Source organism: uncultured Bradyrhizobium sp. (assembly GCF_947648125.1).
Classification (GTDB): domain Bacteria; phylum Pseudomonadota; class Alphaproteobacteria; order Rhizobiales; family Xanthobacteraceae; genus Bradyrhizobium.
The window spans coordinates 192733-207068 of sequence record NZ_CANSMR010000014.1; the positions used below are offsets into that span (position 1 = coordinate 192733).

Genomic DNA, 14336 nt, shown 5'->3' on the forward strand with positions numbered 1-14336 from the left:
TCATACTCCCAGAGGCTTAAAGAGAGGAAGAGTGATTTCCTCATTCTGCTTGGCAAAAGCGACCTCGAGCGGCATGTCGAGGGAGAGAGCTTCCGGCGTCTGAGCGCAATCGACTATATTTGTCATCATCCTGGGGCCCTCCTTGAGCTCTACTACGGCAATCGCGTAAGGAGCTTCGAACCCGGGGATCGGTCGATGCGAAATAACATAGCTGTAGAGCGACGCGCGGCCGCTAGCGACGAACGTCTCGATTTCTGCGCTGGAACACTTGGGGCAGAAAGGACGCGGCGGGAAGTAGGCATGGGCACAATGGGTACACCGTTGGAGCCGCAGTTCGCCATGTCTGGTGCCTTCCCAGAAGTGGGCGGTCTCGGGTGTTGGGACCGGCAGAGGTCTCGTCTGATCTTTCATTTGAGTGCTTGCTCCTTGGGAAGGTTCGGGGATCAATCGAGCTTGTCGAGTTTCCCGTCAGCCACCAACTCTTTCAGCGCAACTTTCCGGATCTTCCCGCTGGGAGTAAGTGGAAACGCCGCAGCTCGGAAGTATCTTGCTGGAATTTTATATTTTGCGATCCGGCTGGCGCAGTGATCGCCAAGTTCGGCGGCAGTAACTTTCCCACCGCGAACCGCTGCAGCAACTATTTCTCCGAAGTGATCATCCTTGATTCCGAAGACAGCGACCTCAGATACTGCGGGATGCGAAAGGAGAATTCGTTCGACTTCTGCGGGATAGATATTTTCGCCACCGCGAATGATCATGTCCTTGAGACGTCCGCCGGAGAGCACCAGCTTTCCATCCTTCCGGATCTGGCCTAGGTCGCCTGTCTTTAGCCAACCATCAGCATCAATTGTCTTTCGCGTCTCGCCTTCGTTCGCGAAGTAGCAACGCATAATTGAAGGACTTTTGATCTGTACTTCGCCGATCGCGTCGTGGCTTAGAATCGCGCCACTCTCTGCATCGACAATCCGAACGCTATATTCTGGTAAGGGTCGACCGGCCGTCTCGAAGCGATCCGGATCGTCGGGTTCTGGACAGAAGGCGAGACCGGTCGATTCAGTCAGGCCGTACGCTTGGACCAGCCCGGGGATAGGGAACTCAACGGCGCAGCGTCGCAGCAGTTCGGGTTCGACGTCAGCCCCTCCACAAGTACCGACGCGGAGCGACGATAAGTCAAAATCACTTCTCCGAGGGTGCTCGAGCATCATCCGCAGTGAGGTAGGAACTGCGATATGGACCGTCGCTCGATAACGCTCAATAATATTGAACATCTCGACCGCGTCGAACGCTTCTAGCCCAAGGAATGTTGCGCCGACGGCGAGACAGCCCGGGATCGCGACACAGAAGGATGCAGAATGAAACATCGGAACGATGGAGGTAATCCGATCGTCAGATCCGATCTTTAGCCTGGAGAAAACGGCGCGCCCGTCAGCCATAACGCCCTCGTGCGTGAGCATCGCGCCTTTGGGAAAGCCGGTAGTACCCGAAGTGTAGATGATTGCCGCATCATCTTTGCCGTGGATGGGCGAAAGGGACGTATGCGACGTAGCCCCCTCTGCAATGAGGTCTTCGATGCTGAGACACCCATCGGCCCGTCCACCAATTACTATCTTGCGACGAAGGTACTTGCTCTGCTCTGCAGCCTCTCGAACTAAGTCGAGATACTTGTTCGTCCTAAAGGCCGGGGTGAAAAATACGGCGCGAGCCTCGGAATGTCCCAAAGCGTAGGCGAGGTCATCGACCTTGTAGTAGGTGTTCAACGGCACCAAGACCATTCCAGCTTTGGCAACAGCCAGCTGAACGATCGGCCAGTGAATCGAATTCTGAGCTAGTATCGCGATGTTCTCGCCTGGCGAGAAGCCGAGATCCAGAAGGGCTTTGGCCAAGGATGTAGACTTGTTGTTCCAATCCCCGAAAGACAGCGCGCCTTCGGGAAAGATGAACGCCTCCTTTTCCGGGCTGTGCGCGGCGGCGGCCGCCAAAGCGGTAACCGGGTTATCGAACGCAATTTTCTCTGCGCGCTGAATCATTGTGCTTCGCCGGCTTGGTTGGAGTCGTTCGCGTATCCACTTGCGCCCGCCGAAGGCGGGTCGCTCCTGGATCGATTTGGCTGCTCATCTCGGCGCCGGGCGCTGCTTGCGCCGGAAGCCGGGACTCTTCGTCTAGGCTGCGGCAGCCATGAGTAGAGCCTGATCGTACGTGAGCACCGTTTCGTCTTTTTGATTCTTGACGGTGATGGTCATCGAGACCACGCCACGATCATTCTTTTTTTCGCTCTTCCGGACGTCGGTGATCGCGACACTAGTCAAGACCGTATCGCCGAACCTCACCGGGTTGGAGAAACGAACCTTTTCCAGACCAAGAAAGCCGATCGTCGTTCCTTCAAACAAGCCCGTACCATTGATCTGACCCGAGGTGATCGCGAGGGTCAGAAGTCCATGCGCGATACGCGTACCAAACTGGCTCTTCTTGGCGTGCAGTTCGTTGAGATGGACAGGGTTGAAATCGCCCGACAGCCCCGCGAATAGGCTGACATCCCCGCTCTCGACCGTCCGACCAACGGTTTCGATGATTTCGCCGACTTTGAATTCATTCCAATAGCGCGCGTTCCGACCTTTTTGCATTTCCCGCTCCTTGTGCTGCTCGCCCCACAATCCGGACTTCGCAAGACGCCAATCCAGCGCCGCTCTGGGGTCGAAATGCAAAATAGGCCAGCTTCGCTCGAATGTCAATAGACCTATTTGTTAGTTCGATTGGTCTATTTGTTGAGGCTCTAAACCTTTGAGGATGACCTCAATTATTGAGTCCCCGTGCGAGATGAGAAACTCCTTACGCGTAATGTCGACGTTGTAGATCTCATCAATCAAAACACTCAGACTGGAAGTCATCGCACAAACCGACACGATAATTTTCGTTACGTCCGCAGTCGGCAACGGACGGATCATCCCGGCCTCGATTGCCTCGTCGATTGCCTGATCAAAGAACCGATAACCGGCGACCATGTACCGACGGGCGAGCCATCGCAGCCGCGCACTGCGCGCCGTACCTTCGTGCATCAAAATTCGATTGAGATTTGGATCGACCGCATTCGCAGCGAAGAATCTGCGAATTATGACTTTCAGACGTGAAAGCGGATCAAGATCTCGCAGATCGGCATCGGCTATCGGGAAGGCAAGCCCCCGCTCGTACATGAGGCGCTCGATGACCGCTCTCCATATCCGAGACTTTTTGCCGAAGTGATAATGAACCATCGATTGCGTGAGGCCGGCCGCAGCCGCAATTTGCCCCGTCGACACAGGCTCATACCCATACGCCGAAAAGAGATCAATCGCAGCGGCGAGCAGCTTCTCGCGGGGCTCTTGAGCTTCCGTCTTGCCGCGCATGGGCCCGCGAGCAGGCGTCGTCATCAGCACGCTCCTTCACTCCGAATTGAGCTCGTCGGACGGACCCGGCGATGACTTATCGCATTAGGGCGCGCAAAAACCAATAGACCTATTGAGAATAACGATTGATCTATTTGTCAAGTTGGACTATGTGTGCGAGCACGACCTGAGGAGCTCTGCAATGAACAAGCCATTTAGTTCGCCAAGTGGGCCGTCGTCCGGACCCCTCCGCGGTGTCAAGATCGTGGAGTTCGCTGGCATGGGGCCAGGGCCCTTCGCGGCGATGCTCCTTGCGGACATGGGCGCTGACATCATACGGATCGAGCGGCCCGACGCTCCTGACGAGTTGATTAGCCCGATCGCCGATCGGGGAAGGCGTCGCGTACGCGCGGACCTAAAAAATCCGGATCACCTTCGGCGAATATTCTCTTTGCTTGAAGAGGCGGACGCACTCATTGAGGGCTATCGGCCAGGCGTCATGGAGCGAGCGGGCCTTGGCCCGGACGAGGTACTGCGCCGAAATCCCAGCCTCGTCTACGGAAGAATCACCGGCTGGGGTCAAACTGGGCCGCTCGCAAAAGTCGCCGGACACGACATCAACTACATCGCTATCACTGGTGCATTGTCGGCGATCGGCCCCAAGGCCCAACCCATGCCACCACTAAACCTTGTGGGGGATTTCGGCGGAGGCGCTCTCTATCTTGCCATGGGCATTCTGGCCGCGCTCATCGATGCGCGCGTGAGCGGGAAGGGTCAAGTAGTCGACAGCGCCATGTGCGACGGGGCCGTCTCCCTGATGACCGCAATTTACGAGAAGACTTCGTTGGGAGAATGGACTGACGCTCGCGAAGCAAACATCTTTGACGGTGGAGCTCCCTTCTATCGCACATTCGAATGCGCCGATGGCGGCTACGTCTCGATTGGTGCACTTGAACCAAAATTCTACGGGCTTCTTTGCGAATCGATCGGTATTACCGAGCAGCTATCTGAGGACGAGCGCGACGATCCCAAGAACTGGCCAAAATTGCACGCGCAACTGGCTGCAGTCTTCAAGCAAAAGACGCGCGACGAGTGGACACAACAGTTAGAGGGCACGGACGCGTGCTTCGCACCGGTCCTTTCGCTGTCCGAAGCTCCCTTCCACCCTCATCTGAAAGCCAGGCAGTCGTTCCTGACGCGAAACGGCGTCATGCAGCCAGCTCCCGCTCCCCGCTTCTCGCGGAGCGTCTCCTCGGTACGCGAGGTAGATCAAGTACCCGTTCCGATCTCATCTCTGGTAACGGACGCCTCGCTGTGATCAGACTCCCGTCTTGCGATACCATCAGCGACCTCTATGTGCGCTCTTGTCAGACGAAGGGGCAAGAGATCATCTTCGCCGATGATGACGGAAACACCATCTCGGGCGACCGCGCTCTGGATTTGTCGCTACGCTTTGCGGGAGCATTGGACTCACTCGGCACCCAACCTGGTGACGTCGTAGCTTTTCTCTGTCTAGGATCCGCGACCCACGCCGTGGCCTGGTTCGGCACAGTGGTGGGCGGACGAGTCGCTTGCAACCTCCACATTCGAGGAGAGACCGTCGAACGTATCGCAGAAGCACTCGACTGGATTGGCGCAAAGGTGCTTGTGCACGATCCTGACCTTACGTCGATCGCTACAGACGCAATAGCGGCTACCGGACGATCAATTGAGCGCGTGACGCTGTCCGACGGCTTTCCGGACACCAACAGCTTCTATCCCCTCATTTCGCAGCACCAAGCTATCGACTATGCGACCAACCGGCCGGATCCGGATGTGCTCGCTGCCATCGCACTTTCTTCGGGTAGCACGGGAAAGCCCAAAGGGGTCATGCATAGTCAACGCTCCCTCCTGGAGTCGAGCAAGGCCGGACAAAACGTCCTCGAATGTGTCAGTCCGAACGATTGCCTGCTCGTGGTGATGAACCCATCGTTCGTCGCTTGGCAGTTGTTCGTCCTGGCTGGATTGGGCGGAAAGGCAAAGACCGTCCTTCTGAGGCGTTTCGACGCCGAAACAGTCCTGCATCTGATTGAAAAAGAGCTTGTCACAGTCTTGCCGCTGATACCCACAATGTGGCGGATGCTTATGGACGCGTCGCCAGAGGATTACGACTTGACCAGCCTGCGTCTCGCCTCGGTTGGGGGCGAGTCCCCTTCTGCGGCTCTGGTCGAGCGGTTGAGATCGGTCATTTGCGACCGCATCGTTGGGACGTATATGGCTGGTGAATCGGGTACAGCCTCTACGGTCGTCGTCAGGACCGAGGACCTTATCGTCCACAATAAAGCTGGCTCGACTGGTCTCCCGACACTCGGTGCCGACATCAAGGTGATCGATCCGGACGGCGATCTTGATGACGAGCTTGCAGTCGGAGAAACCGGAGAAATCGCTGTATCCAGTCCGTCAGTCGCGATGGGATATTGGCGCGAGCCGGAGTTAACCGCGAAGAAATTCGTAAAAGGGTGGTGGCGAAGCGGAGATCTCGGTCACATCGACACCGATGGTTATCTGTGGGTCGATGGTCGCGTTGACAACGTCATTAATACAGGCGGGATCAAGGTACACGCAGAAGAAGTCGAAGCAGCGCTCGGTTGTCACCCCCAGGTTCAGCATTGCGCCGTCGTTGGACGCGCTGACAGCAAATATGGGCAAAGAATCGAAGCCTTCATCATCGCGAGCGAACCGATACCTACGGCCGAAACACTGGATCGATTTCTCAGAGAAGATCAAAAGCTGAGCGGTCATAAAGTCCCAAAGACCTTTAATTTCGTTTCCGAACTGCCGATCGGATCGACCGGCAAAGTGAACCGACGCGCGCTGCGGTAAGCAACTTCCAGGATCGGACAATTACTGCAAGTCGTTTGCAACCTTACGGCTTACGTCGAGGAGGCTCGAGATGAACTATACGAGTTCGCAGATTGTAACTGAAGCACGAGGCTATATGTCGGGCTTCGGCAACAGCTTTGAGACCGAAGCGCTACCCGGGACGATACCCGTCGGTCGAAACTCCCCTCAACGCTGTGCTTATGGCCTTTATGCCGAACAGCTTTCCGGCTCTCCATTCACCGCGCCACGCGGAACTAACGAGCGGTCTTGGCTCTATCGCATTCGTCCGTCGGTGAGACACTCTGGGCGCTTTACGAAGGTCGATGCAGGGCTCTGGCGAACTGCACCTTGCCACGAGCACGATGCGCCCATAGCTCAGTTGCGCTGGGATCCCACACCAATACCGCCAGATGCAGTGACGTTCCTTCAGGGGGTCAACACGATGACCACCGCTGGCGACGTTCATACCCAAAACGGCATGGCTGCGCACGTCTATCTCATAACGAGATCGATGGTCGATCAGCACTTTTACAATGCCGATGGCGAGATGCTGTTTGTGCTACAGCAAGGCGATTTGCGGTTTGTCACCGAGTTCGGCCGCATTGACGCCCGACCAGGCGAGATTGTTGTAATTCCACGGGGCGTAAAGTTCCGGATCGAAATTTCTTCAGGCCCAGCGCGCGGCTACTTGTGCGAAAATTACGGGGGCGCCTTCACGCTTCCCGAACGCGGCCCCATCGGCGCGAACTGCCTGGCGAATTCGCGCGACTTCCTTACTCCAGTCGCGGCGTACGAGGACAAAGAAACTCCGACCGAGTTGTTCGTGAAATGGGGCGGATCGCTCTACAGGACGGAGTTGTCTCACTCTCCGATCGACGTGGTTGGCTGGCACGGCAATTATGCGCCGTACAAGTATGACCTGCGGACCTTTTCTCCGGTCGGCGCGATCTCCTTCGATCATCCCGATCCATCAATCTTTACCGTTCTCACATCACCATCTGAGACAGCGGGCACCGCGAACATCGACTTCGTCATCTTCCCTGAGCGTTGGATGGTGGCGGACAACACCTTCCGTCCGCCATGGTATCATATGAACATCATGTCGGAGTTCATGGGGCTGGTATACGGCACCTATGATGCGAAGCCGCAAGGGTTTGCACCTGGAGGCGTGAGTTTGCACAACTGCATGCTGCCGCATGGCCCGGACAACCAGGCTTTTGAACACGCCAGCCAGGGCGAGTTGAAGCCAGTCAAGTTGACCGGCACCTTGGCTTTCATGTTTGAGACGCGTTATGCGCAACATGTCACAAAGCACGCTGCAAGCCTGAACACATTGCAGAGAGACTACGCGGACTGCTGGAATGGGCTTGAAAGGCGTTTCGACCCCTCTCGACCTTAGCGCAGCACGATGCCTCAAGATCTGGAAGCCAAGCTATACGGCTACTACCGCTCAACGGCGGCTTATCGTGTTCGGATCGCGCTCGGCCTGAAGGGCTTGAACGTCATTCATGAGTATATTCATCTACGCAATGGACAACAGACCTCCGCGGATTACCTGGCGATCAACCCAGCGGGTCTTGTACCGTACTGGATCGACGCTGAACTGAATCTTGCTCAGTCGATCGCCATCATCGAGTATCTTGAAGAGACTTATCCTGATCCGCCGCTTCTGCCGAAAGATCCGGCTTCTCGCGCCGTCGTTCGCGAAGTTGCTCTGGCCGTCTGCTGCGACATTCATCCAATTGGCAACTTGCGGGTCTTAAAGCGGCTGGAAGGCCTAGGCGTCGGGGAAGCCGATCGCGCGAATTGGTCCCGACACTGGATTGATGCCGGCTTCGCCGCGATCGAGGAGAGATTGGCCAGCCAGCTTGGGCCGTTTGCGTTTGGTGAGAAACCATCTTTGGCTGACATCTGCATTGTGCCGCAAGTGTTCAATGCCAGACGGTTCGGCGTCGATCTAACTCCGTATCCTCGGATACGGGAGATCGATGCTGTCGCGTCAACCCACGAGGCCTTTGCGGTGGCGTCGCCTGCTCGCCAGCCGGATTCCGAATAACTTCCTTGCTCGACTGGAAAGATAATGCACCCAAACGATCCTAGACTGCGTTCCTTCGTCGAAGTTGGCTCATCGTCGCACTTCCCGATCCAGAACCTGCCATACGGCGTCTTCTCGACGCCGGCGACGCCGGCACGACGGATTGGCGTGGCTATCGGTGACTTTGTTCTCGATCTCTCTGTTCTAGAGCAAGAGCGACTGCTTCATCCGGCGCCCTCACCCTCCATCTTTTCGCAAACCACGATCAATGATTTCATGTCTCTCGGACCTCATACTTGGTCCGAGGTCCGAATGAGAATTAGCGAGCTACTTCGTCATGACTGCGGGGAGCTGCGTGATAATGAGAAACTGAGAGCTCGAGCTCTCCTGCCGCGCGACAGCGTTACCCTGCATTTGCCGTTAGAAGTGAAGGGCTTTACGGACTTCTATTCTTCAAAGGAACATGCGACCAATGTTGGCACCATGTTCCGAGACAAGGACAATCCGTTGCTCCCGAATTGGCTGCATATTCCGATCGGCTATAATGGGCGCGCATCGACTGTTGTGGTCAGCGGAACACCGATTCGCCGGCCACTAGGCCAAATCAAGCCTCCGACATCACATGATCCTGTGTTTGGCCCTTGTCGTCGAATGGACTTTGAACTCGAGATGGGCGTTGTAGTAGGCCAACCGTCGACGATGGGCGAAATGCTTTCTGAAGTCGAGGCAGATGCCCTGATCTTTGGGTTCACCCTCCTGAATGATTGGAGCGCGCGAGACATCCAGCAATGGGAGTACGTGCCGCTCGGCCCTTTTCAAGCGAAGGCCTTCGCCACTTCGATCAGCCCCTGGATCGTCACGCGGGAGGCATTGGAGCCGTTCCGGGTCCAGGGACCCGCTCAGGATCCGACTCCCCTCCCCTACCTGCGGCAGCGCGGCCTAAACAATTACGATATCAACCTCGATGTCGCACTACGATCTGCTGAAATGCGTACAGCGGAACGCATCAGCCGCACCAATTTCAAGTACATGTACTGGTCGTCGATCCAACAACTCGTTCACCATGCTTCGTCAGGCTGTTCTCTTAGTGTCGGCGACTTAATGGGGTCGGGCACAATTAGCGGTCCTGAAAAGCACCAACGCGGTAGTCTGCTGGAATTGAGCTGGGGAGGTGCTGAACCGCTCGAACTTGGATCGGTGCCTCGCACCTTCCTTGAGGACGGCGACTCCGTGACCATCACTGGCTATTGTCAAGGGGATGGATACCGTGTCGGCTTTGGGGAGGTTGAAGGGACAATAACCCGGGCGTTGGGTGATTCGACGTCGCTCGCGGGCGGTCAGTGATCTTGAGCGTATGCAGTCATATTCCCGCGCCGCAGACCAAGTGCGTATGTAGAGAGGTCCGCCGAATTCTGAGTTGGGCCACAAGCTTACAGCGGTTTATCGAGGCGAACCTAGATGGCCCCCGAGTTGGACCAGATTTCGCATGCCACGAGCTTGGCGAATCGCGAGCAAAGCTTTACGGGCTTCCTTTGGCATCCTCATACGAGCCTGATCCTATCCTTTAGCTTGCGATTGATGAGCATCTCTGCGCGACGCCTTGCTAACTCAGGCAAGCGAGTTCGCACCTTAGTCCGGATCGATTGGCCGTCTAATCGAATGACGATCCAGAATTGATCGTCGAAGCGGCGGGTCACGCTGAACGTAACGCCTCTGTGGGTGTAAATGTTGGGCATGTTCACGATCTAGCGATCGGCGCGCGCCAGCTACACCGAAGCGAAGTCATCAGCCTCGTCGCCAGACAATCTCCAAGGGCTCGCGAAAGGCAAATCGATTCAAATGCTCTGCCACGACATTCTCCAGACTGGCTGCGGTCTCTTCGTCTGGGACCGTAAGCTCGATGGCCAAGATATTATCTTTGGAGGTGATGACACATTGTCCGGCCGGAAATGGAATGTCAGCCCGTGACTCATCCCAAGTCAGATCCGGAAACTTGTGGCGCCAATGCTTTGCCAGTTGAACCAGATACTGTCCGGCGTACGCGGTTTCAATCTTAGCGGTGCTGATCAACCTCTCCTCCATCGCTGACTGTGCAAGGGTGCCTCGACGGCCTCTCTCCCGAGATGAGCGGGACAGTCGCCTGGCGGTGGGCTGCCCCTCATGCTCAGTTCAGATCGGGCCAACCAGCTTTCCGCCGAACGAATGATCATAAGGACAGCGTCCCGAATTTCCGCCAGTCGCGCTTAAAACGAACCCCCAGTTGCCAAACCGTTTCGGCTACATGTGCGTTGGTGTCGCTGTAGCCCAGACGGCAGCTATGGAATAGGTGGACGCCGGGACGCTTGCGGGATCGCCAGGTTGTAACCAGCCGCCGCCGTACGCAAGCTGCAGCAGCCTATAAAGAGCGCGACGCCTTTCGGCATCGCGCTCTTCGAAGATGCGATCAAGATCGGCTCTCATCGACCGAATTGGGACGAGCCATCCGCTCTCGATCCAAAATTAACGCGCCGACTGACGCGCGGCAACTTCGGTGACGTGACGCCCCTGGAAGCGAGCGAGGTCGAGTTCATTCGCACTCGGCTTGCGCGATCCGTCGGGTCCCGCAATGGTGGTCGCACCGTAAGGGCTCCCACCTGTGATCTCGTCCAACCGCATTAGGCCTTGGGCGGAATAGGGAAGACCGACGACTATCATGCCATGGTGCAAGAGCACAGGCAGCGTCGAAAGAATGGTCGACTCTTGCCCGCCGTGCTGCGTGGCTGTCGACGTAAATACCGACGCGACCTTGCCGACCAATTTTCCTCCAAACCAGAGGCTTCCCGTCTGATCGAGGAAGTTTTTCATCTGCGCCGCCATATTTCCAAATCTTGTCGGTGTACCGATGATAATCGCATCATAGTCGACGAGTTCGTCCGGTGTGGCGATAGGTGCGGCCTGATCGAGTTTGAAATAGCTTGCTTTCGCAACATCCTCGGGCACCAGTTCGGGTACGCGCTTCACGGTCGCCGTGGCGCCTGCCTCCCGAGCACCGCTCGCGACCGCGTTGGCCATCTCTTCGATATGCCCGTACGAAGAATAGTAGAGCACCAGAACTTTCGTCATTTCTCGGATCCCCTTTTTGCGGTCACCGGACCGCGGCCGACGTTGTCACAGACCCAACACGGCGCCGGATACCCGAGCCGCGCCACACGCGCGAAGGGTATACGCGCTCAAGTCAGTGCACACGGTCCAATGATGCGATCTCTGTGTTGCTCAAAGCGGAACGCTTGAAATTGAGGGCACCACCACGTGCGAAATACGCACGATGGCAACCTGCCTATTGACCACCAGCGCTCGCGAAAACTTCCGAAATCCAGTCGACGAACACGCGTAGCTTCGCACTTAAGTGCCGATTTGGGGGGTATAGGATGTGCATCGGATGCGGAGGCCGCCTCCAATCGTCGAGCACCGAAACGAGCGAGCCATCGTTGAGGTATCGTTGCGCCATAAATCTGAAGGTTTGCCCGATCCCAAGGCCCTCGAGTAGGCAGGTCATGTGCGCCGTACTTTCGTTCACGGCAATCGCCGACGACGCAATTACTTCGATCGCTTCGTCGCGGCGTCGAAAATGCAGCGGAAAAGGCCTTCCGCTCAGCGACGACGTGTAACTGACTACAGAGTACGTCGTCTCAAGGTCACGTGGATGCGCCGGCGATCCAAAGCCTTCAACAAACGACCGGCTTGCGCATGTAACGTACTCAAACTGGCACAATCGCTTTGCTATCAATGATGAATCGGCTAGCGCCCCGCCTCTTATCGCACAATCCACACCCTCATCGACTAAGTCCACAGGTCGGTCATTAACGCCGAGATGAAGAACGATGTCGGGATATTTGGGACGAAACTCTCGCAGGGCGGGAATGAGGATCAAATTCGCGAGCGACGATCCGATTTCAACTCGCAGAATGCCTTTCGGTCGCGCGCGCGTTTGCGATGCTGCGGCGTCCATTTCCTCGAGCTCCGCAAGGAGGCGTACGGCGCGCTCGTAATATGCGGCTCCTTCCGGAGTGACTGAAACAGAGCGCGTGGTCCGCTGCACCAACCTGACGCCAAGATGATTCTCGAGATCCTGGATCAGCTTGCTAACCGTCGATCGCGGCAGGTTCAATTGGTTCGCCGCCCGACCAAAGGCACCGCTCTCGGAAATCCGCAGAAAGGCCCTCAAAGCAAGGACGTGGTCCATATCTATTATCCATATATATGGATAATGTTGCCACAAACTCGATCTTTATGCAACAGAATGACCGATTAGGTTCTCGGAGGAAACTCTTGGAGCCAAAAAATGAGCGATTCAGATATCGATACAATTCTGTCCCGCCGCGGGGCCCTTCTCGGCGCGGCCGCGATTGCTGCAGGCAGCATGGCAGCCGTTTCATCAAGCAACGCACTCGCAACTCCCGCACCGCCGTCGCTGCCGCCAGCGACGTCTGAAGTCTCGCCATTCATTGCCCGAATTCCCCAAGTCCAACTTGACGACCTAAAGCGTCGTCTTGCAGCAACCCGCTGGCCCGACCGCGAACAAGTTTCCGATTGGTCCCAAGGCGTTCCTCTCGAGCGTTTGCGTTCGCTTGTGACGTACTGGGAGAAGCAGTACGACTGGCGGAGAGGCGAGCGGCAGTTGAACAGTTTCCCTCAATTCCGGACCAACATCGACGGGCTCGGCATCCACTTCCTTCATGTGAGGTCAAAGCACGAAAACGCGCTTCCGATTATTCTCACCCACGGTTGGCCCGGATCGATCTTCGAGTTTCTTAAGGTAATCGGACCGCTAACGAATCCGACCGCCTACGGCGGCAAGGCGGAAGATGCCTTCCATGTTGTAATACCTTCGTTGCCTGGCTTCGGCTTCTCCGACAAACCGATCGAGAAGGGTTGGAATCTTCCGCGTATCGCGCGGGCTTGGGCTACTTTGATGAAGCGCCTCGGATATGATCGATGGGTCGCCCAAGGTGGAGACTGGGGCGCTGGCGTAACAACCTGGTTGGCGCAACAGCGGGCGGTTGGGCTTGCCGCCGTGCACCTCAACCTTCCGATCATGTTTCCGCCACCCGTCGAGGGGACGCCGAATTCCGAAGAAAAGGAGTCGATCGCGCAACTCATCGCTTTCGATAAGACCCTGTCCGGCTACGCCAAGATCCAAGCAACCAGGCCGCAGACGCTCGGCTACGCGCTGACCGATTCTCCGGTCGGGCAAGCCGCTTGGATTTATGAAAAGTTCGGGGACTGGACCGACAGCAAGCACGATCCAGAAAGCGTTCTGACGCGTGAAGAAATGCTGAACAACATCAGTCTATACTGGTTGACATCGACCGCGACCTCCTCCGCGCGGCTCTACTCCGAAAGCTTCTACACGGACTTTTCAACTCAGAAGCTGGACTTGCCGGTGGCCGTTAGCGTCTTCCCCGGAGAACTGTACCGGCCGCTAAAACCCTGGGCCGAGCGGATCTATCCTCAACTCTATTATTGGAATGAAGTTTCCAAGGGAGGGCATTTCGCGGCATTCGAACAACCTGGAATCTTTGTCGCCGAACTGCGTCAAGCGTTCCACAAATTACGCTGATTATCGCCGCAAAGCGATCTTCCAATAGAGACTGGGTCATGTACGCTTAGTTCCGCGGTCAGCATCGCTCCAATCAAAGTGCATTGCGCATACGGCAGGAGGTCGCACTTGCGTCCTCCTGCTTCATTCGCCGGACTGCTGCAACAACGACCGCATCCTATTGCAGCCTCGCTAGTCCGGCTTCGATTTCGTTGAGATCATTGTCTAGAAGACGCACCAAGCTGCTCGTGTCGAACCATTGACTACTGCTAGCCAGAAGCCTTCCGCGAATTGTTTGCCAATGCTCGCGAAGTCCTTGAATCGCCTCGCGATCGTTCAGACCGACATATGCTTCAACGATAAGTTTCAAGGATTCCGACATCGCTAATTCTCACTACTTGGTATTGACCCGATAGATTCCTAACTAGAACGCCCAGTCAGAAACACGCCCTACATCGCCTTGACGATGTTCTCGGTGACCTTCTTGGCGTCGCCGAGCAGC

14 protein-coding genes are annotated in these 14336 nt (G+C 56.4%); 6 read left to right on the forward strand and 8 right to left on the reverse strand.

Annotated elements, in window-relative coordinates:
• The 4 genes from Q0030_RS24090 to Q0030_RS24105 all read right to left on the reverse strand — a co-directional run bounded on the left by Q0030_RS24090 (nt 1) and on the right by Q0030_RS24105 (nt 3404).
• Entirely contained in the window at nt 1-411 is a 411-nt protein-coding gene (locus Q0030_RS24090; RefSeq protein WP_298372421.1) for a Zn-ribbon domain-containing OB-fold protein, read from the reverse strand.
• A 32-nt stretch (nt 412-443) separates the two neighbouring features.
• A complete protein-coding gene (locus Q0030_RS24095; RefSeq protein ID WP_298372422.1) occupies nt 444-2027 on the reverse strand; it encodes a class I adenylate-forming enzyme family protein in 1584 nt (527 codons plus the stop codon).
• Nucleotides 2028-2159: 132 nt separating this feature from the next.
• A complete protein-coding gene (locus Q0030_RS24100; RefSeq protein WP_298372424.1) occupies nt 2160-2729 on the reverse strand; it encodes a MaoC/PaaZ C-terminal domain-containing protein in 570 nt (189 codons plus the stop codon).
• Between the two features lie 12 nt (nt 2730-2741).
• Nucleotides 2742-3404, reverse strand: coding sequence for a TetR family transcriptional regulator (locus Q0030_RS24105; protein WP_298372426.1), 663 nt, complete (start codon nt 3402-3404; stop codon nt 2742-2744).
• A 157-nt stretch (nt 3405-3561) separates the two neighbouring features.
• Between Q0030_RS24105 and Q0030_RS24110 the strand changes: the two genes are divergently transcribed.
• The 5 genes from Q0030_RS24110 (at nt 3562) to fahA (ending at nt 9600) form a co-directional block, all read left to right on the forward strand.
• Nucleotides 3562-4677: a CaiB/BaiF CoA-transferase family protein gene (locus Q0030_RS24110; protein ID WP_298372428.1), complete on the forward strand. Its 1116-nt coding sequence runs from the start codon at nt 3562-3564 to the stop codon at nt 4675-4677.
• Nucleotides 4674-6221, forward strand: a complete 1548-nt coding sequence (locus Q0030_RS24115; RefSeq protein ID WP_298372430.1) for a class I adenylate-forming enzyme family protein — start codon at nt 4674-4676, stop codon at nt 6219-6221. Before Q0030_RS24110 ends, Q0030_RS24115 begins: the two co-directional genes overlap by 4 nt.
• Before the next feature lie 70 nt (nt 6222-6291).
• A complete protein-coding gene (gene hmgA / locus Q0030_RS24120; RefSeq protein WP_298372432.1) occupies nt 6292-7620 on the forward strand; it encodes a homogentisate 1,2-dioxygenase in 1329 nt (442 codons plus the stop codon).
• 9 nt (nt 7621-7629) lie between these two features.
• Complete coding sequence (maiA, locus tag Q0030_RS24125) at nt 7630-8277, forward strand: maleylacetoacetate isomerase (protein WP_298372435.1); 648 nt, start codon at nt 7630-7632, stop codon at nt 8275-8277.
• Between the two features lie 24 nt (nt 8278-8301).
• Complete coding sequence (gene fahA / locus Q0030_RS24130; protein WP_298372438.1) at nt 8302-9600, forward strand: fumarylacetoacetase; 1299 nt, start codon at nt 8302-8304, stop codon at nt 9598-9600.
• Between the two features lie 441 nt (nt 9601-10041).
• Here the strand turns inward: fahA and Q0030_RS24135 are convergent, their stop codons facing one another.
• The 3 genes from Q0030_RS24135 to Q0030_RS24145 form a co-directional block, all read right to left on the reverse strand.
• Nucleotides 10042-10326, reverse strand: coding sequence for a DUF2218 domain-containing protein (locus tag Q0030_RS24135; protein WP_298372440.1), 285 nt, complete (start codon nt 10324-10326; stop codon nt 10042-10044).
• 429 nt (nt 10327-10755) lie between these two features.
• A complete protein-coding gene (gene wrbA / locus Q0030_RS24140) occupies nt 10756-11358 on the reverse strand; it encodes an NAD(P)H:quinone oxidoreductase (RefSeq protein ID WP_298372443.1) in 603 nt (200 codons plus the stop codon).
• A 214-nt stretch (nt 11359-11572) separates the two neighbouring features.
• Entirely contained in the window at nt 11573-12478 is a 906-nt protein-coding gene (locus tag Q0030_RS24145; RefSeq protein ID WP_298372446.1) for a LysR family transcriptional regulator, read from the reverse strand.
• Between the two features lie 99 nt (nt 12479-12577).
• Between Q0030_RS24145 and Q0030_RS24150 the strand changes: the two genes are divergently transcribed.
• On the forward strand, nt 12578-13855 hold the full coding sequence (locus Q0030_RS24150) for an epoxide hydrolase family protein (protein ID WP_298372448.1): 1278 nt from the start codon (nt 12578-12580) through the stop codon (nt 13853-13855).
• Nucleotides 13856-14012: 157 nt separating this feature from the next.
• Here the strand turns inward: Q0030_RS24150 and Q0030_RS24155 are convergent, their stop codons facing one another.
• Entirely contained in the window at nt 14013-14216 is a 204-nt protein-coding gene (locus Q0030_RS24155; RefSeq protein WP_298372449.1) for a hypothetical protein, read from the reverse strand.
• Nucleotides 14217-14336: the final 120 nt, after the last annotated feature.